Source organism: Belliella alkalica (genome assembly GCF_022549785.1).
Classification (GTDB): Bacteria; Bacteroidota; Bacteroidia; order Cytophagales; family Cyclobacteriaceae; genus Belliella; species Belliella alkalica.
The window spans coordinates 350,321-375,617 of the sequence record NZ_JAKZGO010000001.1; the positions used below are offsets into that span (position 1 = coordinate 350,321).

Consider the following 25,297-nt stretch of genomic DNA (forward strand, 5'->3'; position numbering starts at 1 on the left):
GAATGAATCATTCAATCATGAATATACTATCAAAGTCATTTTTGTTATTTATTATCATTTTTCTTTTGGGAGAAAACAATCAACTATGGGCACAAATTAACCAAGAATTTGCTAATCAAGTCATTTTTCAAGAAGGTGTTTCAAATGCACCAAATGCAGTAGATGGGCAGTTGGACACTTTTGCCAGATTGAGCTCAAATTCAGGATTGGCACTAGGCATAGGAGCAAGAACTGGAATTATTGAAATAGAATTTCCTAGTATCCTCCCTGCCAATACAACTACATTTATCAAGCTAGATTTTGATATAGAAGTATTAGAAGCTTTACTTGGTGGACGGGAATCAGGTCTGGGGAGCAGCTTACTGCAAAACCAAATATTTGGTAATCATACTTTGGAAATTCAGGCAAAAAATTCAAACCAAATAATCCTATCTGGAAATACTGGTACACCAACTGATTTCGCAGGGGATGATTTGAGGGTAGTAGTAGATGAAAATGGTGATTACTATATCAGTATCAGACCTGATCTACCATATAGAAGCATAAGGATTATTGACAGGACTAGTGCACTTTTGGGATTGGGAGTAGAAAATACAACTGAAATATTTGGGGCCTTCATAATTACGCCAAATCATGAATGTATCAAACCTGTATTCACTGGCGTAAATCTCCAAAACTTTAATCTTTCAAATCTTCTAGGCACCCAACCTGTAATCAACCCTGAAAATATTCTGGATGGAGATCCGGAAACTTTTTCGATTTTAAATTTTACTGCAATCAATCAAGATGCTTCAATGGAACAGTTCGTTTTACTTTCAGAACTATCTGCTGAACGATCTACTTTTTCGCTAAGATTCCGATTTGATACTGACAATATTGGTACTCCTGATTTACAGAACATTAGTATAAACGGCTTTGAAAACTCCAACTTAGTATTCGAGCAAGATCTTGCAGATTTGGTATCTACTGAAAATATTCAAAAACTCCAAAACGGTGAATTCATCAACATTGACTTTGAAGTCGATAATCAGATAAATAGAATAGCTGTCCTCTTATGCCGAAATACAGATGGTGCCACAAGTCTTCCAAGTCTTCAATTAGCCTTGATCGAAAAAACCATTGCAGAACCTATTATCCCTCAGGAGCTTTTGGAAATTGAGATTTGTAAAGGTGAAAGTGTAACACTTACAGCCAACGCAAGCGAAAATCTGCTGTTGAGGTGGTATGATAGTTTGAATGCTGAAGTTCCATTGGCTGAACTTCCGGAAAACGCAAACTTCATCAGTCAAGAAATATTTGAAAATCAAACATTTTATGTAGCCTCTTTTGACCCAGTATGTTTAAAAGAATCTGATAGATTACCCATGGTTATAAGACTATTGCCAGCAATAGAAGATCTAGAAATCGTAGTCAGTGGAAATGAAGAAGCGATTTGTCCAAGTGATACTTTGATTCTAACTCCAAGATTGAATTCCGAAAGTGGATTTGAAGAGGGTCAGCTAAGGTTCAGATGGTATTTGGATGCAGACTTGGAAACAGAGATTCTGGACAATCAGCAAATATTAGAAACCTTGTTTCGCATAGATGAACAAGGTGTGCTAACTGTCTCAAACCTTAATGCTGACAACTTTATTTCGACATTCTATCTTGTAACTGAATTTGAAAACTCTTGTGGTAATAGCCCCTCTCCTATCCCTGTATCAATTATGATGGCAGAAAACTGCCAAAATTACAAGCTAGAAAAATCTGTTGACCGTGAAACTGCAAAAAGCGGTGAAATAGTAACCTTTACTATAACTGTTACAAACGAAGGAAGTAGAGAGCTTAATAATCTTGAGATAAAAGACATTTTAGCGCCTGGGTTCATCTTTGTCACATCTTCAAGCAATGTCAAGCTATCATCAAACAACACGGTAACTTGGAGTATCCCAAATCTCCCCCCCCAAGAAATTATTGAATTGACAATCACCGTCAGGCTTGTGGAGGGTTTGCCAACAGGATCGATAATCTCAAACTTAGCTACAGGAAAGCTTTTAGATGAAAACGAGAATAATCAAACTTCAAATACAGTGAATGTATTGGTAATCAATGATGATGATCCCATTCTCGAAATAGAAAAAATAGTCAATAAATCCGAAGCTGCTATTGGTGAATTAATAACATATACAATTACAGTAAAAAATATTGGGAATGGGATTGCAAGCAATTTGGTGGTAGCAGATCCAGTCCCAGCAAATACACTTTTTGTGAGTGCAGATAACAACGGTACATTGACTTCAGGGACAGTATTATGGAGTATTCAAACCTTGAGCCCTGAAGAGACATTAGAGCTTACATTGATAGTGGAGATTCTCGAAGATGCAGTGCCAGAATCAATTATTAGAAACCAAGCATCAATTACGAGTGTAGAGATCCCCTCACCTGTCCTTTCGGAAATTGTAGAAACAATTGTAATTATCAAGGAGCAAGAAAACAGTGAAACAACAGTATCAATATCGAAAATTCTTTCAAATAACGATGAAGTATTCATTGGGTCGATCATCGATTTTGAAATAATGATTACAAATGCAGGGGATGTCGTTGCTGAAAATCTTTTGGTTGAAGATATTTTACCAAATTACTTACTACCTATCTCTGCAAATAGTTCTTCACAAATAGATGGTCAAACCGTGAGCTGGACATTTCCATCATTGGCATCTGGTGGTAATCTAATCTTGAATATAAGTGCAATGGTACAGGAAAATGCACAAGTAATCATCAATACTGCATCTGTATCAGGCGCCAATTTCGAAGAGAAAACTGCCCAATCTATTCCAGTCCAAGTACAAGAGTCTGATCTAGATGCTGATTTGAATATATTACTCGACAAATCCCTGGAAAAAACATCGGTTCAGGTAGGGGAAGTTTTTCGCTATTCATTGACAATTACAAATCAAGGGGAAAATGAAATCATTGAAAGACGCATTATTGTCAGTGATACACTGCCGGCAGAAGTGGGATTTGTAGGAATTATAAACCAAGGTACAGCAGCAGAATACAATTCAGAATTTGGAGTCTTAATTTGGGAGATTTCTACTCTTGCTGTGGGTGAAAGCAAAACTTTAGTGTTTGAGGTTGAGGCATTGATTCCTTCATTGAATGTTATCAACCAGGCATATTTGGCTATTGAGAAAAACGAGGGCATAGAAGTGGTTCAGGTTGCAAACACGGTTCATGAACAGTTGGATTATAAAGTCTCAAATGTCATTACTCCAAATGGGGACGGCAAAAATGACACTTGGCAAACACAAGGTTTGGGAGGTTTTCTGGAAACATGGGAAGTAATCATTTTCAATAGATATGGAATCGAACTTTTCCGAGGATCTAATTATGTGGATGGATGGTCTGGTGATGGCTTAAATCCGGGAACATACTTTTACCAAATACAAGGAAAGAAGATTAATGGGAGTGATTTTTTAGTAAGTGGATATATAACGCTAATCAAATAACTATGAAAAAGTCAAAAATATATTCAGTACTAGTTTTCATATTCATGATTGCCTCAAATCATATTCATGCACAGCAAACTCCACAGTTTAGCCAGTACATGTTCAATCCAGTCTTCATCAATCCAGCCTACGCAGGATACAAAGAGCAAATTTACGTCCAAAGCTATTACCGCACACAATGGGCAGGTATAGAAGGAAGTCCAAAAACCATAGCTCTTGCTGCAGATGGGTTTCTTGATAGTAAACAACTTGGGATAGGAATACATGCGATAAACGATCAGCTTGGAGCCAATCGGACCAATGCTATTTATGGAAACGTAGCTTATCATCTTCAACTTTCGGAAGAGCAATTTTTAAGTTTTGGCATTGGCTTAGGATTAGTAAATTCCTTTTTAGATGGATCCTTGCTTGATGGATTGGACTCAGAAGATCCAGGCATCCCTACAGCTGGAGGAAATGTATCTTATCCTGAGTTGAAATCAGGGTTGTTTTATTATGATGAAACATTCTTTTTCGGTTTGGGTATAGACAACTTAGCCTCTATTTTCCTCGGAAGTGATAGAGGTGATTTTGTCTTGAACAATACGATAGAGACAAATATTTTTACAGGGTTTTGGTTAGATCTAAGTAATGAAGTGAGCATGAAAAATACACTTTTATTACTAGATGATTTTAGATCTCCTGCTAGATTTGACTTTAGTTCAAGTCTTTTGTTTTACGAGCGATTATGGTTGGGTCTCACATATAGAACTGCTGTTGATTATGCAAACAGGGTAAATAACGACAATTTGAAACGAGGTACTGGACTTGTTGGAACTGTCCAGTTTTGGTTGGTTAACGGACTTAGGATTGGGTATGCATATGATCATCAAATCAATAGTATAAGTTTGCGCTCCTTTTCGACTCATGATATTTCAATAGGTTTTCTATTTCCGCAAAGAAGGCCTAAGCTATATTCTCCAAAATATTTTTGATTAGATATGAAAATCATAAAAACTATCATAACGGTATATATTTCACTTATCCTAGTAGGCTTTGTAAGCGCTCAAGGATTCCAGACTTTTGAAAAGCGAAGATTACAAGAAGCAAATGACGCTTTTAAGAAAGGGCAATTTTTGGAAGCTCTTGATCTTTACAAAAAATCACTGAGTGTAAAGGAGACTAGAGAAGCAGTACAAGGCTTGGCCATGACTAACTATTATTTAAAAAATTATGAAGTTGCATCAGAAGGGTTTTTATACTTGAAAGACAATTTTGAATTGTCAGAGGATGATGTTTTACCCTATTTTGAAACAAGTGTAAAATTAAAAGACTACAAACAAGCCCAACTTTTGTATCAGTTGAGCAAATTTTCGAACAGGATAAACCTCAAAAAAAATGAACTAGCATACATGCAGGGAATTTTGAAAAAAAATGAAAATCCCATAATTGACCAATCTGTAGAGTCAATCGTTTCATTATCTGGTATCAATTCAATTTATAGAGATTTTGGCCTTCAAAACTACAATGGGACATATTATTTCGTGTCAAATAAACCCGACAAGTTCTTTCAAAGTACTGGAAACCCATACGAAAATCTAATATTTAAATCTTACCAAATCAATTCTTCTGATATAGAAAGTACTCAAAATGCACAATTGGTCACATTCATTGAAAACAAGGTTCAACATGGAATTATCACATTTTCAAACCATTTCGTTTTTTATTCCGCAAGTGAATTAGACAACACGAAAAAGCTAAAAAACATTATTCTGCCTGATAATGATATTCGATTACCAGAAATATTTTTGAGACCTAAGCTAGAAAATGGTCAATATGGAGCTGAACAAAAGCTAATCAACGATAAATCAGAAAAATACGCCATGATAGATCCCCACTGGGATTTTGAGAGGAATATTTTGATATTTTCATCTGACATACCAGGTGGTTATGGAGGTCTTGATTTGTACTATGTTGAGTATTTAGGAAAAAATAAATGGTCTAAACCCAAAAATATAGGGAAACCAATCAATACTGATAAAGATGAACGAAGCCCATTTGTGAAAGATGCTAAGCTATATTTCTCAAGTAATGGTCATGAGGGATATGGTGGTTACGATGTCTATTTTTCCATAATAAAAGCAAACAGTTATGGACAACCCGAAAATCTCGAAATGCCAACAAACTCAAATGGTGATGATTTATTTTTTACAATTTATAAGAATCAAGATCAAAAAGAAGCATACATAAGCTCAAATAGAGATGGGAATGATGACTTATACAAAATAACTTATGTAAACAATTCAACTAAATCGCTTGGCGGAATTGTGTTTGATCGGGAATACAATACTCCTATTAAACCCTTAAAAATCTTGTACCTGCAAGATTTAGATACCACACTGATTTATACAGATGATAAGGGAAAATTTGAAATCAATTGGAATCCAGAGGTACAAAAAAGCAGTGTTTTGATACTAAATAAAGGCTATGAACCATTTCAGCAAATCATAATAGAACCTGCAAAAAGCAAAGAGTATATGAAGTTTGGTATGACTAGGTTAAATACAGAAAAACAACTTTTGTTTGAAGCTGGGTTTGACGATTCAGGTAAGCTCACAAAAGGTGATAATACGGAAAAACTCGATAGACTTGTGTTGCTGTTGAAACACAATATGGATACGGAAGTGCAAATCTTCTGTCATACTGATGCTAGAGGAAATCCAATAACCAACAAAAGAAAATCTGAAACGAGAGCCCAATTAGTCAAAGATTATTTGACTAATCAGGGCATAAATAAAGACCGGATCAAGACCATCGGTGAAGGATCCGGTAAACCTATCAATGATTGTGTACCGGGAATACCTTGTTCCGACGAAGAACATTTAGAAAATGACCGAGTGGAATTTCAGATCATCAATAATAAAAAATAGAATATTGTGATCAATAGATGATTATCCGAAATGCTACTAGAAAGTGAATTTTCAAATGAAATCATGCGAATAGTCGTCAAAGGTTAACTTAAAATGTGGATACTGATATGAAAGTGAATAAACATCATTCTTATCTGCCCTGATCAATTTCAGATTTCTTGACAAATAGTATGACTTAAAAATGAATCTATTTGCATTGAGGAAATTTGCAATAAGAAAATCACCATCTAATAACAAAGTAAAACCCTAATATGTGGAAATGAATAGAATTTTATTAATCGAAGACGATATGGTTTTGACAGAAACGATTCGCGAATTATTGGAGATAAATGGTTTCGATAATATAAAGAGCACAAATTCTGATATCGAAGTTGAAAATATTTTAACGTCTTTTAATCCAGACTTAATCTTAATGGAGATTGAGTTTCGTTATCAAAATGACGGTATATTGATCGCTGAAAAAATCAGACAGGCCAGCTCTATTCCAATCATCATTATTTCTTCACTCAATGACAGTAATACTATTGAACGAGTAAAAAAAATAAAACCTGAAGCGTACATTTTGAAGCCATTTTGTAAGGAAACATTAATCATTACAATAGAGTTAGTTCTCAATAATGTCAATTCCAAAAATAGATCAACATATCAGCTTCAGGAAAATCATACCTACCTTTATATTAAAGACAAAGGTTGGTTAAGGAAAGTTAATGTCTACGAAATAGATTACATAGAAACAGCAGAAAATCACCTCAGGATTATCTCAAGTAATACTGAATTCATTTTAAGATGTGCTATCAAAGAGCTTTTGTTTAATCTTCCCAATGGTATTTTTGTAAGGGTACACAAATCATTTGTCGTAAACATAAGAAATATCGATGCCATCAATGGAAAGGAGTTAAAAATTGGAGATCATTTTATTCCTATTGGAAAAAACCACTATTCTGGACTTCAAAAGTACATTACAAAAATAAATTCCTGAATCTAGATTGGATTTTTCTTGATGATCACTGATATACCCTCACATAATCCACTTCAAAGACATGCGGAAACAAACTGTCGTCTACGCCCTTTTTTCCTCCTAAACCCCCTCCTATTGCCAAATTCAGTAGTAAATGAAATTCATTGTCAAATGGCCATACTTCAGTCCCTTGTCCATTTTTCTGGTAAGTAAAGTAGCAAATACCATTTACATAGGCTTTAATGACTTCTTCATCCCAGTACAAGCTATAAATATTAAATTCGGAGACAGCTGTTGGCAAAAGGAAGTCATTTCCAACTTGCGTATTGATAAGGTGGTTATGCGCTTTGGTATGTACAGTTGCAAATACTGTATCTGGTTTAAACCCCACATGTTCCATTATATCAATCTCCCCACCTTCTGGCCAACCTTTATCAGAATTACTTGGAAGCATCCAAATAGCTGGCCACGTACCATTACCAGAAGGCATCCTAGCGCTGATTTCAAAATATCCATATTTAAAATCTCCTTTACCCAGAGATCTAAGTCTCGCAGAACTATATCTCTTATTTCCAATAGCTTCTTTGACTGCTGTAATTTTCAAGATACCATTAGATACTTCTGCATTATTTGAATTAGATTCTGTATACCACTGAAGCTCGTCATTACCCCAAGACCAATCATTCCCCTGTGTGTCAAAAGACCATTTGGTAGAATCAGGAAGTCCTTCATAATCAAACTCATCCTTCCACACCAATTTTTTATCCTCTAGCTTTTCCCTAAGAAAAATTTTTTCAGCCAAAATCTCAGGTTCATCTGTAGTAATGTAGTCAAGCTTGTTATCTAAAAGCCAATCCATTATATCGGGATCATTTACCGTCCATGAATTTAATTTTAGATTTAAACTTTTGGCTTCGGAGAAGTATAGAGAGTCTTTCTTGTATCTAGAGTAGTGATAATTAAGACCATCGATATTGTTATCTTTGATTTCAATAGGTTTTTTGTCTCCTTCTAAATAATGAACTGATGCCGATTTATCAATTGACTTTAACTTCTTAAGTATCTCAAAATCAAAACTTATATAGATCACATTACTTTCAGCTCCAAGTTTTTTAACAAGATCCATTGATTTTTCAGCTATGTATTGACCTTTTATGGTGCCATTTTCGGAAGGTTTGACTTCCAATATCAATTTGGTCTTGGAATTATCACGCATACCCTCCACCAAATATTCCAATAAAGTCGGTAGTCGTTCTCCATTTGACAAGGGATACTCAATCAACTCTTGATAAGTCGATTCTTCTACATTCAATCCTTGATGCACAGGATCATGAACTATGATTAATGAATCATCCTTGGTGATGCGCACATCAAACTCAGAACCATCAAAACCCTTCTCAATCGCATTTCTTAGTGAGGCTAGAGAGTTTTGGGGCAAGCCATTTTTTTTCCATGCACCTCTATGAGCTATTATTTTTGTCGGTGATTCTTGATTTTCATGACTGTATTGGGGATTATTAGTGCATGAAACACAGAAAATAGCAAGTGCAAATAGTAATATTTTCATAAATAATTTTATTGTACAGCAAATATATTTTTAAAGAACTTTGATTTGGAACCATAACAAAACCCTGTATTCAAAGAAAAAAAGGGGATTGATAAATGTAAAATAAAAAGTCATCTATCAATCACCCTGTTTTAATTAATACCCTTCGTTTTGTGGGTAATTTGGTCCGAGAAGATTGATTTCACTCAAAGGAATGACCCAGTTTATCATATGAGGTTCCATGGTAGCTCTAGCATCATTTCTGTATGGCAATGGTCTTTCCTTGGTATTATTGGCACCACCAGCAGTAGAATTTTCTAAACTCTTATCACCAGGCATTCCATATCCTGCATAGGTGATAATATGCTCATATAGTTTGCCTGTTCTTTTCAGCATATACCATCTCCTACCCTCAAAAGCCAACTCTCTGGCTTGCTCATCAAGGATGGCTTCAATGGAGATGTCTGATACAGGTGCAGCATTTGCACGAGCTCTTACTGCATTTAATTGTGAAATAGCATCACTTGTATTACCAAGTCTATAATTTGCCTCAGCAGCAAAAAGGTAAGTTTCAGCAAGCCTATAGAGCATTATATTTTTAAAATGGTTGTTTTCAGTGGGAATACCATTATCGGGAAAGTACTTTTTGCAACCGGCATTAAGTCTTATGAACCAAAAATTTCTATTTGCTGCTGTAGAAGCGAACTCCTGCCACTGTGGGTGAATGATTTTTTCACCTAAAACTTTGTCAGCAGGAATGGTATTTGGGTCATTATAAACATAATCTTGAATATAATAAGTCCCTTTTATCCTCGTATCGTTAGGGTCTTCATTGAGTAAATCCCTCAGGTAATTGTTCAATGTTAGCCATCCAAATCCTCTCCCTCCCTGCTCGATGGTATATCTAGATCCGGGAATAAGTTCAGCATAGTTTGGCATTAGATTGAAGTTTATTCTATGGGCAATGCCATTGATTTGCGCTCTCCACTGAAGTGTCCACAAAGCTTCTGAATGATTCAAATCTCCAGCGAAGACAAGTCCAGTGTTCGGCACTAGCGCATGGGCACCTGAATTGATTACTGCCTCAGATTGTAGTTTTGCTTCTTGCCAATCTTCTTCCCACAAGGCTACTTCAGCTCTCACATGCCTTACCACACCGTTCCGAATTCTACCTGGCTGTGAATTTGTCAATGAAAGATTTTGAATTGCAAATGCAAGATCGCTTTTGATTAATGCAAAAATCTCTTCTTTGGAAGTTTTATCATTGATAATCAAGGAAGAATTCTCAGGGGTAGTAGGCTCAGTGGTTATGTAGATGTTTTTGAAGAGTTTGTATAAAATAAAAACTGAATGAGCCCTAAAGAATTTTGCTTCTGACAAAATCTGCAACCTTCTTTGCTCATCTATGTTGGTGATATTCTCCGCTGCCTGTATCAGAGCGTTTGATCTATCTATTAGTCTATAGTAATGTCTCCAATAGTTTCCATATACACCGCTGTTATCAACCCTAGTACCATTTCTCATCCTACCATAATTAGATATTTCCCCTCCTCTTGGTACAGTCAAATCATCTTTTGAATCAATGATGATTGCATTTGAGCCATTGTTTGCTTGATTCTCCCAAAAGGATCTATGCAATGCATACAAGGCTACAACACCTGCCTCTAGTCCATCTGGAGTGTTGTAGACGAAATCTGCTGTAAACTGTGCCGTAGGCTTTTCTTCCAAATAATCGGTACAAGATGTCAGACTTGAAAAGCCCAACATTATGAGCATTGTTAATTTTATATATGACTTTTTCATTGTAGCTAATTTTTTACGGTGAGATTAGAAACTAAGATTAACGCCTAAAGTGTAAACTTTCGCATCTGGAAAATCACCAGGATTATTTTCTGGACTATAAGATTTGTAATCCGTGAAAGTCAAAAGATTGGTCCCAGTGAAATACAACCTGGCATTTGTCATTTTGAACTTGTTCAATAAAATAGGATTGAAATTATAAGAAAGCGTCAATGTTCGTAGCCTTACATATGATGCGTCTGCTATACCCATTGTAGAAATATTAGCTGGTGCACTTGAGAAATTCGGTCTTGGGAAAGTTGTAGATGGGTTTTCTGGTGTCCAGTAATCAACTTTTATCCCGTTTCTCACAGATTGTAATGTCCCCCCTTCATTAAAACTAGCTAGGTAAGGATTGAATCTTGTCGCACCTTGGACAATATACACATCTGCAAACAGTTCGAAGTTTTTGTAACGAACATTAGATGTAACAGAACCAAACCATCTTGGATCGGTACCCAAAATAACATTGTCATCAATATCAATCACGCCGTCACCATTTACATCTTTTAGCCTAATGGCTCCAGCGGTCAATGTAGTCACATTCTGAAATGGTGAAACTGTTCCATTCAAAGTTCCTTGAGCTGAGGCTAGGGCCTCTTCATCAGATTGGAAAATACCATCAAACAACAGCGTCCGGATGACATTGATAGGTCTCCCTATAAATCTATTTCTATTCAAATCATCCCTAGGATTTCCTGCTTCGTCAAAAATCCCTGAGGATAGAATTTGGTTTCTATTTCTGGCAGCCATAGCTGTCATTGTCCAGTTGAAATCTCTTTTATTGATAATATGGCCTGTCAAAAAGAGCTCTACTCCATTGTTTTTGGACCTTCCGCCGTTGGTAATCATGGTTGTAAATCCAGAAGTCCCTCCCAAAGAAATGTCAGTAAGTAAATCTGTGGTTTCGGTATTATAGTATTCGATGCTACCTGTCAATTTATTTTGAATTATCCCAAAATCTAAGCCTACATTAAAAGTAGTGGATGTTTCCCAAGTCAAATTTGGATTCGGAAGTAAGTTACCCGGTAAATTCCCCCCAGTAATCTGACCGCCAAATACATACGGATAGTTCTCCACAACTCCCAAGGTAGTATAAGGATCCAAAGACTGGTTACCTACCGATCCGTAACTTGCTCTTAACTTTAATTCATCAATCAAATTAGAGTTTGCCAAAAATGACTCCTTATGCATCTGCCATGCAAATGAAGCAGCAGGAAAAAATCCCCATTTGTTATTGACAGCAAATACCGATGCACCGTCAGCCCTACCTGTGACTGTCAAGAGATATTTATCCTTTAAGGTATATCTTGCTCTTCCGAGAAATGAAGCTAGCTTAAACTGCTGCTGCGTCCTCTGTGTATTAAAATTTAAGGCATTTGATATACCATTGAACCCTAGAATATCACTGCCAAAACCTGTCCCTGTAGAAAAAGTCCTGCCATTGGTACGTTCATTAATGGAATGTACAAAAGTGAAATCAAAAACATTGTCATCATTGAACTGATCAGAATAGTTAAGAATATTTTCAATCAAAAATTCCTCTCGCGAAGTATTAGCTAAAGTAGCTCTTCCATTTGGAGTAACACCGGCTGAGTGTAGACGTGTGATATATGTACCCTCTTCACTTGCCCTTTGACTCGTAAGTGCATTGAGCTTGTAGCTGAATTTATCATTGAATTTATATGTGGCTACAAAATTCAAATTGTAAAAATTTGACTTAATGTTGTTGTCAGATTCTCGAATGTTCCACAGAGGATTGATTGTCGCACTACTGGCGTTAGCTCCAGCGACTTCTCTGACCAAATTCCCCTCTAAATCTCTTGGTCCAGTGAATGGAGATATCGTGATGAAATCTAGGTTAGAAGTTTCTCTTCTTTGACTGTCCCTTCCCATGTTGAGATTGGTCTCTAGGGTAAGTTTATTTGTCACTTTTTGTTGAAGATTGATTCTGAATGTTCCTCGAGTAAAGCTTGAAGTGGGGATAAGTCCAGCCTGATCAAACAAGTTGATGCTCGAAAAAACTTTTGTCCTGTCTGTCCCACCGGACAAGCTGATGTTGTGATTTTGAATAACGGCTGTCCGCAACACCTCATCTTCCCAATTGACATAGTTACCCGCAATGAAATTCTGGTATTCTGGAGCTTCCGCACTTCCTCCAAAGTTCACAATATCATCACTATAGGCCTGCTGCCCATCAATAATTGGGTTCATTGTCCTTCTTGCTTCCCTTCTTAGCTGTGCGAATTCCTCGGCATTATACAGATCAAAGTTCTTGGTCAGATTCTGTGTAGACAAATACGAGTGGATTGTCACTGCAACTTTGCCTTCTGTGGGTCTTTTAGTGGTCACAAGGATGACACCATTCGAAGCCCTAGCGCCATATATCGCTTGGGAAGAGGCATCTTTGAGTACTTCTATGGATGTAATATCATCTGGATTTATGTCATTGATATTATCTACAGGAAAACCATCCAATACTATCAATGGTGCGTTGCCTCCTCTGATAGAGTTTCTGCCCCTGATAAGAATATTGGAAGTTCCGCCTGGTCTTGCAGAGCCAAGAGTAACTTGAACTCCCGCAGCTCTACCTCTTATCATTTCTGCAACATTGGTAGTTGGAATTGATGTTGCTTTGTCAACATCAATCACAGACACAGAGCCAGAAATCTCCGATCTCTTTTGTGTCCCATATCCTACTACTACAACCTCGTCCAAGTTTCCCAAGTCTTGAGATAAAACGACTTCCATATTTGAACTTAAGATTGGTAGCTCCTGCTTCTTGAAGCCCAGGTAAGAAAATAAGATTGTCTCTGCTGAAGAAGGTGCAGATAAAACAAAATTACCATCCAAATCTGTGACGGTTCCAATAGTAGTTCCTTTTATCAGGACAGAGACCCCAGGGATCCCGTCACCAATTTCATCTTTTACTACGCCTCTTACAGTTTTGTCCTGTTGCGCAATAGAAAAACTAAAAAGCCCTAAATAAACTAGCCATAATAGGAGAATGCTTTTTAGCTTTCTGACTGGTAATTTGTATTCCATATTTTTTTAGGTTTTGTTATTGAACTCAAAACTACCAAGAAAGCGACCGGAAAGGAATTTGTAATCCTATACAAAATTGCTACTTAAAAAAAATAATGTTAAAATATTGATTTTCAGTGTTTTGAAAAAAACAAAGTTGAAATAAACAATTAAATAAGAGTACTATACCCCAACTTGTAGTGGTAATGTAGGGTTAAATACTAAGTATAAAATCCGTTAAATTAACGTCTTGATCAAGTCCTAATTTTTTTCTCAATCTATACCTCCTTACTTCTATACTTTTGGTAGAAATATTCAACAAAGATGCTATCTCTTTGGCGCTAAGGTTTAATCTTATATAGGTACAAAACTTTAGATCATTGTGATTTAGATCAGGGCAGATTCTTTTAGCTCTTTCTAAGAACTCTTTATCTGCATTATTGAAAGCTTCTTCAAAAAAATCCCAGTCCTTTTCATTGTTCAAATTACTATCAATCAATTTATATACTGTAGAATTCTCTGGCAAATTTGTTTGTGATTTGAGCTCTTTTCTTACTTTTATCAAAAAATCATTTCTCTTAATATTATTCATAGTAAGAATTGCAAGCTCCCGGTTTTTACTTTCAATTTCGACTTCAAGCTGCTTGTTTTTGAGACCTATTATCTTTTGGTCTGTTTTGATCTTTATGTTTTCCAATTCGCTTATACTTTTCAACTTAGCTTCTTGTGCCTTCCTGAGAAAATGTTTTTTGTAGGACTTGTGCACTATCAAGGCCAATAAAATTAAAATGGAGATATACAGCAAGACAGCTACATTTGACAAGTAAAAAGGTTTGTCAATAGAGAAATCGAAGGTTGCGTGGTTGTCAGATGTGAAATCACCAATTCTTGACTTTACTTTGAATTTGTACTGACCGAAAGGTAAGTTTTCAAACTTAACTTTGCTGTCATTGCTCCAAGTTGACCATTGATTATGATATCCTTCTATAAAATAACTGTACTGCACTTCCTTATATTTTTCGTGGAAAGGTACGTAATAAGAAAACTCTAAAGTGCGATTGGCAAATTTCAATGTAGCAGGTTTGTCCAAATCTGCAAGGCTGATAGTATCTCCAAAAACAGTAACACTATTCAAATGAACATGGTGTTTTGGATTTTTATTTTTATTAAAATCAAGTCTGACATATCCATTAGTCTTTCCCAGAATGTATTGGTCTTTACCAATAGCATTAAGATTTTCAAAACTAATGACTGACCTCCTAAGGTTGTTTGGGATAAAAAATGAAACAGTTTCATAAGATTCCTTTACAGTACTTTTTCTGGCATATGTAATCCCATTTTTATTGAAAGACCACACTCTGCTATTGATAGGGTCGTTGATAAGCTTTGCAGAAAGGTAATTATCTGGATCTATCAATTTGCTCAATGATGGATTTAAAAACAATGAGCCATCTTTTTGAATTTCAAAAACACCATCCAGACTACTTAAGAGAATCTTTTCGTCAAAACTAACAAGTGAGGCTCCTGATAGATTTGGAAGATCAGTAAATCGAGAGACATTAGAGATTTTATTGCTCTTAGAGTCCCACATTACCTTAAATAAACCTTTATTTTCATGACTAACCCAAAATGTAGATTCATCCATTATTTCAAAAAATCTTGCCGAAAAATCAAAGCCTTCGATTTTTTCCCAAGCATCCCACTTCCCATCTTTATTGTAAATTCTGCCTAATCCTGAATAAGCACCAAAAAAAATAGAATTCGGCAAGGACGGATTTTCTTTGAAGCCCCATACTCCAGGGATATCTAAAAACAGTTCAGCTTTTCCATTATTGACTTTGAATACACCTAATGCATGACCACAGAAAAGAACACCTCCCGACTCGTAAAGTGACCATACTTGCCCCTCTGTCCCAGATACCATTTGTAGGGTGTTATTTCTTTCTTCATCTTTATAAAACAGCCCTTGATTTGATCCTAAGTATATCTTATTGTTATGAATAATGGTTGCATATACTGTTCCTAATACACCTTGAGAATTTACATACTCAGTAACAGAAGACTTATAATTGATACAGTCAATCCCATTATCCAAAGCAAGCCATATGTTTTGTTGAGAATCTTCGAAGATATTCAAAACTGTATTATTGTTTAAGCCATTCCCTTGGTTCAAAACACCGATAAACTCCCCTTTTTTATTCAACTGGATTAGACCTTCTGAAATAGTTCCAATTAAAATATCTCCATTTGAAGTTGTTTTTGCACTAAAAATTTTTCTCTCAGGAAACAATTTATTGAAATCAGTATCCAATTTCTGTACTTTTTCTCCCACAACCTGATATATCCCATGGTGTCTAGTGAAAATCAACTTCCCATTTTCTGATTCAATAATATTTACTACAAGATCATTGTTGATTTTCTCGGGCAATTCCAAGAAAAGTTTTTCTTGCCCCATTTCAAGTTTGAAGATCCCCTCATTCTTCTTTTGAATCAAAAGCTGATTGCCAACTTCAAAAATCCGAACATAGGATTTTTCATCTGTAATCACATTGAGAGTTTGCTCGGCTATGTCATATATATAAAGCCTGTCCAACGACTGAAAAAACACTTGATTATCTATAATCTTGATATGCCAAATATTCTCATCCTCCAGCATTTTTACTTCTTTGGATAAGGATATGTATTGAAGCTGACCCTTGGCATCCCTTTGGTAATAGCCAAACTCCATGTACGACCCAACAAAAATATGATCCAAAAAGGATGCTACTGAACGAATCACACTCTGATTGGGAGATGGATACAATTTCCAATTAGCACCATTATATTCTAGTAAACCTTCATTATTTGCAAAAAACAATCGCTTATTTTCCGTTTCAGTGATATCCCAATTTTGATTTCCTGCATCATAATTCCTTGGACTGAAGTTCATAATGGGAAATGACTCTTGAGACAAACCCTCAAACGAAACTAAGAACAAATAAAATATCAAGAAAAAACTAAATCTTACGGACATTTTGGGTAACTGTTTTGACTGTAAAATAAAGCTTTTTTTTTATAAAACTTATTAAGGCAGTATTATGAATTCGGGCATGATCATAAGCTACACTCATCTAAAAAACTTATTATTCAATCTAAAAAAAGAGCTCTCTAATCAGAGGATGTACTTTTAGACCATTTCTCTACCAAAGTCGTGCATTGGGATTTCAAGTAACTTATTTATTTGGAAATACTGCTCTGATTTGCAATACACGAAGCGAGTTTGTTTGTATCCAGATTTATCAAAAACACATTAACACCTTGAATATGAATAATTTTTAATAGTTCAAAAGCATTCTTCTGAGTCAAATTGTAACTTGAATTTAAGCAGTATCATACATGATATAATGAAGAGTTTTTTGTGCCATTTGCTTCCCCGAATAAACAATTGTTTACAAACATTCTCCCTAGTCTGTTTAGATATCTCTGCACAAAAATGCACCTCACTTTCGTTTCCAAAAATATTTTTGACTCAATTTGTGTCACAAACACAGGTATCTAAGATTTAATTTTGAAAGCACTTCTTCATGCATAAAGAAATTGTTACTTTTATAAACATTTAATGGTTTATAAAAGTAACAAGTAGAGGTAATCAAGCGGCATCATGGAGAGAAATATCGTGCATATGGATTTGGATACATTTTTTGTATCTGTAGAAAGGTTGAAAAATGGTGTTTTGAACGGTAAGCCTGTCATCATTGGGGGCAGTTCGGACAGAGGAGTCGTAGCTTCATGCAGCTATGAAGCTAGGAAATTTGGAGTGCATTCTGCGATGCCCATGAAGCTTGCCAGAAGACTGTGCCCCTCTGCCTATTATGTAAAGGGGGATTTTGATAGCTACAGCAAATACTCAAAAATGGTCACTGATGTAATCAGAGATCAGGTTCCTGTCGTTGAAAAAGCTTCTATTGATGAATTCTATCTCGATCTCACAGGGATGGATAGGTTCTTTGGTTGCCAAAAGTACACAAAAGAACTCAAAACCAGAATTTACAACGAAACTGGTCTACCACTATCGTGTGCACTAGCCGTCAATAAACTCATCTCTAAGATAGCCACCCAAGATGCCAAACCAAATGGGCAGATGAACATTCCCTTTGGAACAGAGAGGCCTTATATAGCTCCTCTTTCTATTAAAAGAATGCCAGGAATAGGTGACAAAACAGCTGTCTTACTAGAGCGCATGGGTGTAGATAGTATCAAGCTTCTCAGTGAGATCCCAATGAAAATGATGCAAAACCTTTTGGGAAAGCCTGGCCTAGATCTTTCTCGAAAAGCCAAGGGTATAGACAACTCCCCTGTCATACCATATTCTGAGCAAAAAAGCATCGGCTCGGAGACTACATTTGAATCAGACACAATTGATCCAAAATTTATCCGCAGTCAGCTGATCAGACTTACAGAAAAAGTAGCTTTCGAAATGAGGAAAAACCAAAAACTCTGCGGATGCATCACCGTCAAACTACGTTATTCAAATTTTGATACATTCAGCAGACAGACTGTAATCCCCTATACAAACTCCGACGAGGTTCTGATCGACAGGGCAAAAGATCTTTTTGATAGACTTCTCGAAAAGAGAATGTTGGTAAGGTTGATAGGAGTAAAATTAAGCCATCTTATACAGGGGTTTCAGCAAATAGACCTGTTTACAGATACAGAAGAAAATGTCAATCTCTATCAGGCTTTAGATAAGATAAAAACCCGATTTGGTGAAAAAACCATCATCCGTGCCATCTCACTTTAAGTCTTTGGATCATGTATATCAACTGCAAAACTTACTTCAGCTTCCGATACGGAACCCTTGGGACAAGGGAACTTGTAAGCTTGGCGGCAGACCTTGGACTAAAAACCCTCGGCTTGACAAATATCAACAGCACTGCCGATGTATGGGACTTTGTGGATTATTGTAGATCAGAAGGCATCAAGCCCATCGTGGGAACTGAAATACGAAATGGCGACCAATTCTGTTATTTACTGATTGCTAAAAACGAGCAGGGTTTGGCAGAAATCAATAAGTTTCTTTCTATATATCTGATGGTCAAAGAGCCATTCCCTATCCGTTCAGACCGCTTCGAGAATGTGCTCGTCATTTATGAATTTGAATCTATTCTCCCAGAAGACCTACATCCTAATGAGCTGATAGGAATACAAACTACAGATCTCAATCGATTCGCTATGCTTGAGCCCTACAGGCATCCAAGCAAGTACATCGTCAGACATCCTGTTACTTTCAAAGACAAGGCTTCCTATAATTTACACAAGTTGCTCCGCGCAATCGACAAAAACACCGTGTGGACCAAGTTAAGAGCTGAAGAGCTCGCAGGAAAGCACGAAATGTTTGTCCCGGAATCTGATCTGATGGTCAAGTTTCGGCAGTTTCCCTATATAATTACCAATACGCTCCACATGATGGAGGGATGTGGCATCGAAACACCTCTACATACCGACAAAAACAAAAAACACTACACCTCGTCCAAGGAGGATGACCGAATACTACTTGAAAAGCTCGCGATAGAAGGCTTGCAATACAGGTATGGAAACAGTCCTATGGCAGAAAAACGCCTCTTCAAAGAGCTGAAGATTATCGATGAGATGAACTTCAACGCCTACTTTCTCATTGTTTGGGATGTGATTCGATATGCTCAAAACAGGCAATTCTATTATGTAGGTAGAGGATCGGGAGCCAATTCGATAGTCGCCTATTGTCTTAGAATAACAGATGTGGACCCCATCAAGCTCGATCTCTACTTCGAGCGTTTTCTCAACCCCCATCGTACTTCTCCTCCTGATTTTGATATTGATTTCTCATGGAAAGACAGAGACGAAGTCATTGACTACATTTTCAAGCGCTATGGAAAGGATCATGTTTCATTATTGGGCATGTACAGCACTTTTCAGCGCAAAGCAACCATCAGGGAGTTGGGGAAAGTTTTTGGTTTGCCAAAGGAAGAAATCGACAATCTGATAAGGCTAAAGGGTATTCCATTGGATGAGGATAAAATCCAAAAGGCTATTTTCAAGTATGGTGTCATGATGGAAAATATGCCCAACCACCTGAGTATTCACCCTGGAGGTATTCTGATATCCGAAAAGCCCATTTATCATTATACAGTCAATGAGCTTCCCCCAAAGATGTTTGCTACTGCCCAGATAGATATGTTTTTGTCTGAAAAAGTGGGCTTGTTTAAGCTTGATATATTGAGTCAAAGAGGTTTAGGGCATATCAAAGAAACCATTCGGCTGGTAAAACAAAATCAAGGAGTGCACATTGACATTCATCAGGTAGAAAAATTCATGATGGATGAAAAAGTCAATAATAATATTAGAAAAGCTGATACAATTGGATGTTTTTACATTGAAAGTCCCGCAATGAGACAGCTACTGACCAAGCTCCGCTGTAGCGATTACATAACATTGGTTGCTGCAAGCTCTATCATCCGTCCTGGTGTAGCACAGTCAGGAATGATGAAAGAATACATCGAGCGCTTCCATGACCCTGAAAAAGTCGTCTATTTACATCCCAAAATGAAGGAATTATTGGAAGAGACATATGGTGTGATGGTCTATCAAGAGGATGTCATCAAAGTAGCACATCATTTTGCGGGTTTGGATATGGGTGAAGCAGATATTCTGCGACGAGCCATGTCTGGAAAGTACCGAGGCCACGAAAAATTCTACAACATCAGGGATAAGTTTTTCAGCAACTGCAAAAGCTTTGGCTACGACGACCGTGTCACCGCAGAAGTATGGAGACAAATAGAGTCATTTGGCGGATACAGTTTCAGCAAGGCACACAGTGCTTCATTTGCTGTGGAGTCCTATCAAAGTCTCTATCTCAAAACCTACTTTCCAAGGGAATTCATGGTAGCTGTCATCAATAATTTTGGAGGGTTTTACAAAACGGAGTTTTACTTCCACGAACTCAAGCGGACTGGCGCAAACATAAACCTCCCTTGTGTCAACAAAAGTGAGTATTTGACAAATATTTTGGAATCGGACGTATATGTGGGATTTATCCATGTCGAAAAATTGGAAAAAGAACTCTGTAATAGGATTTTGAACGAAAGACAAATGAACGGACCTTATGCGGGCCTGGAAGATTTTATACATAGAGTCGTGCCTGGTCCAGAGCAACTGAATCTCTTGATCCGCGTAGGTGCGTTTTCATTTACAGGATTTGGAAAAAAAGAACTCCTATGGAAAGCGAACTTTCTGGTCAGCCGAAACAAGCATAAAGATTCATTTGGACTCTTTAAGGAAGAACCTGCCGAATTTGAATTGCCAAGATTCACTGATTATCCTCTTGAGGATGCTATAGACGAAATAGAGATTCTGGGATTTTGTGTTTCTACGAACTTATTCAAGCTTTGTGATGACGAAGGGCTTGGGACCATTTTCTCTTCTGAAATCCCCAAATACAAAGGAAAGGTTGTAGAGTTGTTAGGACAGCTCGTTACTATCAAAGATGTACGTACTATACACAAAGATCTTATGGCATTTGGTACTTTTCTTGACCAGCAGGGAAACTGGCTGGACACTGTACACTTCCCAAACTCCCTAAAAAAATACCCATTCCAAGGAAGTGGTATCTACCGTCTAAGAGGTACTGTTATTGAAGATTTCGGGGTGTTTAACCTCAGTGTACAGACAATGAAAAAAGCTGGAATCAGAGATAAAAAATTCAAACCTGTGGGATAGCTTTATGAGCATGCATTAGTCGTAAAACAAGAATTCTAAAGATTTCATTCTATTGATGACAGAGTCAGAGAACACATTTTGAAATTAGTATGTGAAACCTGATTTTTCGATGACATTAAAAATTACTTTTGATCAGCCCTTCAAATTCAGGGATAAAAAGACAGAGACCAATTTTCTAAAAATTGGTCTCTGTCTTTTTCTGTACTTTAAAAATCACGACTTAATTTAGGAGAAGCCTTTATTGATTAATGGACATTTCCCATCAGCTTTTTGATTGGCTTGCTGAGAAGGAGAAGCAATACCCCAGCGCCAACAACTGTAGCTACAATCATCATATATTGACTCGGCATCGCTTGCAGTGCTTCTTCTGTACCACCACTCACTTCACCTGCGATCATACCTGCTATAAGATTACCCAAGGCAACTGATATAAACCACATACCCATCATTTGACCTTGATATTTTTCTGGAGCCAACTTAGTAGTCAAACTCAATCCTACTGGGCTTAAACTCAGCTCTCCAAAAGTGTGCAATAGATAAGTGAATATTAACCAAGTTGGTGCTGCCAACTCACCTGTAGCAGCAATCTTTGCTGCAAAAAACATCACCAAAAATCCAATGCCCAACAACAATAAACCATAAGCAAATTTCAAAGGAGAGCTTGGTTCTAATTGTCTTCTTCCGAGCCATACCCACATAGCACCAAAGAATGGGGCAAATAAAATGATAAACATAGAATTGATGGACTGAAAATATCCGGTAGGTATTTCCCATCCCATAAAACTCCTATCGGTAAATCTTTCTGCAAATAAATTCAATGAAGAGCCTGCTTGCTCAAATCCTGACCAAAATAAAGCTGCAAAAATGATAACAATGAAGATTGCCCAAGTCTTTTTCTTTTCGTCTGATGTCAAACCACCAAAGAACAAGACATATCCAAAATACAAAAAGGTAACCGCTGCAATGATGTAAAGAGAAATATTTGCAATAGCAAAGGCATCTATAGGAATCACTCCCATAAACATCAAAATGATCAAAACAATTGATATCAAAATTGCAAGTGTCGAGTATTTGATCATTCTTGCTCTAGAATCCTTTTCCTTTGGTGTTGTTGCTTTGACGTCATCGCCTTTTCCATCAAGATACTTTCCCGTAAGCTTGTATTGAATCAATCCGATAAACATCCCCAATCCTGCAAGTCCGAATCCCAAATGCCAATTGTATACAGCCAAAGTACTACACGCAATTGGTGCGATAAAAGCGCCTAAATTGATACCCATGTAGAAAATAGAGAATCCAGCGTCACGCTTGCTGCTACCAGCTGGATAAAGCTGGCCTACAATAGAACTGATATTTGGCTTCAACAACCCTGTGCCAACCACAATCAGAATCAATCCCAGAAAAAATGCATTGATATCCAAGCTTGACAATTCGGTAACTTCCCCAGAGTGATCCGAAAACAGCTCCACAATCCCTGGCAATGCCATGGTGAAATGGCCGATTGTAATGATAATCCCACCGTACCAAACGGATTTCTTCAACCCAAACAACCTATCTGCAAACCATCCACCTGGCAGGGCCAACAAGTACACACCCATGGTATAGAGTCCATATATAGCACCACTTGTACGGTCATCAAATCCCAAACCACCACTCAAAATCGGAGTAGTCATAAAGAGAATCAATAATGCACGCATGCCATAGTAACTAAACCTTTCCCACATTTCAGTAAAGAATAGTGTCATTAGACCTTTGGGATGACCAAAAATAGTTGGTCCGTCGATTATCTCTTCACCGAGAGATTTCAATGAATCGTTAGGGATTTTTTCCAATTTTATACTTTTAGGAGATAGAAAATTAACATTATTAGCTACAATTATAAGTGATTTTTTTTACTCTAGCTAAATGCGGTTTTGATTAATTACACCAATGAGATATTTCTCTTATCATTTATAATCAAATTTTAAAATAAGATAGAATCATTTATGACATTCCTGAAGTACTTTCCTTGCTCAAAAATTCTACGTAATCGATTGAAAAGGAAAAAAAAGGCATTTTTAAGTAAAATTAGATTACTTAATTACATATCTTTGGGCATTGAAATAACCCAAATAAAACTAAATCAATATGCAAGAACTGGAGCTCAAGCCCGCCAAAAAAAGCTTGTCTAGACTAGGTGTTCAAACTACTGCCAATGTTATGTGGAATCTAACACCAGCAGAATTGGTCGAGCAGGCACTTTTCAACAAAGAGGCAGTACTTACTGACAACGGAGCCTTAATGGCTGACACTGGTGCATTTACTGGACGTTCGCCAAAAGACAGGTTTATTGTTAAAGATTCTAATACCACAGAAAGTGTATGGTGGGGCGACATCAATATCGCTTTTGAGGAAGAAAAATTCAATAACCTTTACAGTAAAATGATTGACTTTTTGTCTGACAAAAAGCTTTATGTAAGAGATGCATATGCAGGTGCTGATCCTAATCATAGACTAAATTTGACTGTGATCAATACACTTGCATGGCAAAATCTTTTTTGTTACAATATGTTTTTAAGGCCTAGTGCAGCTGAATTGGAAAATTTTGATTCTAACTTCACGATCATCTGTGCCCCGGAGTTTGAAGCTGATCCAGAAATCGATGGGACAAGGCAAAAAAACTTCGCCATCATCAATCTGACCAAGCGAATCATTCTGATCGGAGGTACTGCATATGCAGGAGAAATGAAAAAAGGTATTTTCTCTGTGTTGAATTATTTGCTCCCACATGAAAAAGGAGTGCTTTCTATGCATTGTTCGGCAAATGCCGGCACAAATGGAGATACAGCTATATTTTTCGGGTTGTCCGGAACAGGAAAAACTACCCTTTCTGCTGACCCTAACAGAGGCCTGATCGGTGATGATGAACATGGTTGGACAGAAGATACTATCTTCAATTTCGAAGGTGGGTGTTATGCAAAAGTTATTGATCTATCTTATGAAAAAGAACCAGAGATCTGGGATGCAATCAAGTTTGGGGCAATTGTGGAAAATACGAGGTTTTATGAAGGCACGAGAACAGTTGATTACTCCAACAATAGTGTTACAGAAAATACTCGTACAGCATATCCGATAAATCATATCAAGAATGCTATAGAGCCATCCATTTCAGGCATTCCAAAAAACATATTCTTTTTGACAGCGGATGCATTTGGAGTGATCCCTCCTATCTCCAAACTCAACAAAAGTCAGGCGATGTACCATTTTATTTCAGGCTATACAGCCAAGGTTGCAGGTACTGAAGTAGGTGTTACAGAACCAAAAACAACATTTTCAGCTTGTTTTGGAGCTGCATTCCTTCCGCTTCATCCGACGAAATACGCAGAATTGTTTGGTGAGAAAATGGAGAAACATCAGGTAAATGTTTGGCTGATCAATACTGGCTGGACTGGTGGGCCATATGGTGTTGGTTCTAGAATGAAACTTAAATATACAAGGGCGATGATTACCGCTGCCCTAGAAGGTAAATTGGACGATGTGTCATATAGAAAACACAGTGTCTTTGGTGTAGCTATCCCAGAATCTTGCCCGAATGTACCCGCGGAAGTATTGAGCCCTCGTGCTACTTGGGAAGATAAAGATGCTTATGACAAAAAAGCACGTGAACTTGGTGCTGCATTTATCCAAAACTTCGAAAAATATAAAGACTATGCAACAGAGGATATCCTTGCAGGATCTCCAAACCTATAACCCAATTGACCCTATAGGAAGTAAACCCAAAGAAAGGAGTGTTTTTGCACTCCTTTTATTTTTGCTTAAT

Annotated in this window: 12 protein-coding genes; 7 read left to right on the top strand and 5 right to left on the bottom strand. The window is 37.0% G+C overall.

Going from position 1 to position 25,297, the window contains the following annotated elements:
• Positions 1–17: 17 nt before the first annotated feature.
• The 4 genes from MM213_RS01350 (at position 18) to MM213_RS01365 (ending at position 7,376) form a co-directional block, all read left to right on the top strand.
• Positions 18–3,488 (top strand): CLIPPER-2 domain-containing protein, encoded by a 3,471-nt coding sequence (locus MM213_RS01350; protein ID WP_241409503.1) that lies wholly within the window; start codon positions 18–20, stop codon positions 3,486–3,488.
• Positions 3,489–3,490: 2 nt separating this feature from the next.
• Complete coding sequence (locus MM213_RS01355) at positions 3,491–4,462, top strand: PorP/SprF family type IX secretion system membrane protein (protein ID WP_241409504.1); 972 nt, start codon at positions 3,491–3,493, stop codon at positions 4,460–4,462.
• A 6-nt stretch (positions 4,463–4,468) separates the two neighbouring features.
• On the top strand, positions 4,469–6,397 hold the full coding sequence (locus MM213_RS01360; protein WP_241409505.1) for an OmpA family protein: 1,929 nt from the start codon (positions 4,469–4,471) through the stop codon (positions 6,395–6,397).
• 259 nt (positions 6,398–6,656) lie between these two features.
• The gene (locus tag MM213_RS01365) at positions 6,657–7,376 is read left to right on the top strand and encodes a LytR/AlgR family response regulator transcription factor (RefSeq protein WP_241409506.1); all 720 of its coding nucleotides are present in this window, start codon (positions 6,657–6,659) and stop codon (positions 7,374–7,376) included.
• Positions 7,377–7,401: 25 nt separating this feature from the next.
• Here the strand turns inward: MM213_RS01365 and MM213_RS01370 are convergent, their stop codons facing one another.
• From MM213_RS01370 to MM213_RS01385, 4 genes are all read right to left on the bottom strand, one after another.
• Complete coding sequence (locus MM213_RS01370) at positions 7,402–8,922, bottom strand: glycerophosphodiester phosphodiesterase family protein (protein WP_241409507.1); 1,521 nt, start codon at positions 8,920–8,922, stop codon at positions 7,402–7,404.
• A 135-nt stretch (positions 8,923–9,057) separates the two neighbouring features.
• Positions 9,058–10,704, bottom strand: a complete 1,647-nt coding sequence (locus tag MM213_RS01375; RefSeq protein ID WP_241409508.1) for a RagB/SusD family nutrient uptake outer membrane protein — start codon at positions 10,702–10,704, stop codon at positions 9,058–9,060.
• A gap of 24 nt (positions 10,705–10,728) precedes the next feature.
• Positions 10,729–13,785, bottom strand: coding sequence for a SusC/RagA family TonB-linked outer membrane protein (locus tag MM213_RS01380; RefSeq protein ID WP_241409509.1), 3,057 nt, complete (start codon positions 13,783–13,785; stop codon positions 10,729–10,731).
• Between the two features lie 193 nt (positions 13,786–13,978).
• Entirely contained in the window at positions 13,979–16,777 is a 2,799-nt protein-coding gene (locus MM213_RS01385) for a helix-turn-helix and ligand-binding sensor domain-containing protein (protein ID WP_241409510.1), read from the bottom strand.
• A 627-nt stretch (positions 16,778–17,404) separates the two neighbouring features.
• On the opposite strand from MM213_RS01385, the gene dinB reads away from it, so the two are divergent.
• Together dinB and MM213_RS01395 are read left to right on the top strand one after the other, a co-directional pair.
• Positions 17,405–18,544: a DNA polymerase IV gene (gene dinB, locus MM213_RS01390; protein WP_241409511.1), complete on the top strand. Its 1,140-nt coding sequence runs from the start codon at positions 17,405–17,407 to the stop codon at positions 18,542–18,544.
• Positions 18,545–18,555: 11 nt separating this feature from the next.
• Complete coding sequence (locus MM213_RS01395; RefSeq protein ID WP_241409512.1) at positions 18,556–21,498, top strand: DNA polymerase III subunit alpha; 2,943 nt, start codon at positions 18,556–18,558, stop codon at positions 21,496–21,498.
• A 245-nt stretch (positions 21,499–21,743) separates the two neighbouring features.
• On the opposite strand, the gene MM213_RS01400 is transcribed toward MM213_RS01395, so the two are convergent.
• Complete coding sequence (locus MM213_RS01400; protein ID WP_241409513.1) at positions 21,744–23,330, bottom strand: peptide MFS transporter; 1,587 nt, start codon at positions 23,328–23,330, stop codon at positions 21,744–21,746.
• 295 nt (positions 23,331–23,625) lie between these two features.
• Here MM213_RS01400 and pckA point away from each other — a divergent pair, with 295 nt between their 5' ends.
• Complete coding sequence (gene pckA / locus MM213_RS01405; protein ID WP_241409514.1) at positions 23,626–25,227, top strand: phosphoenolpyruvate carboxykinase (ATP); 1,602 nt, start codon at positions 23,626–23,628, stop codon at positions 25,225–25,227.
• Positions 25,228–25,297 lie beyond the last annotated feature (70 nt).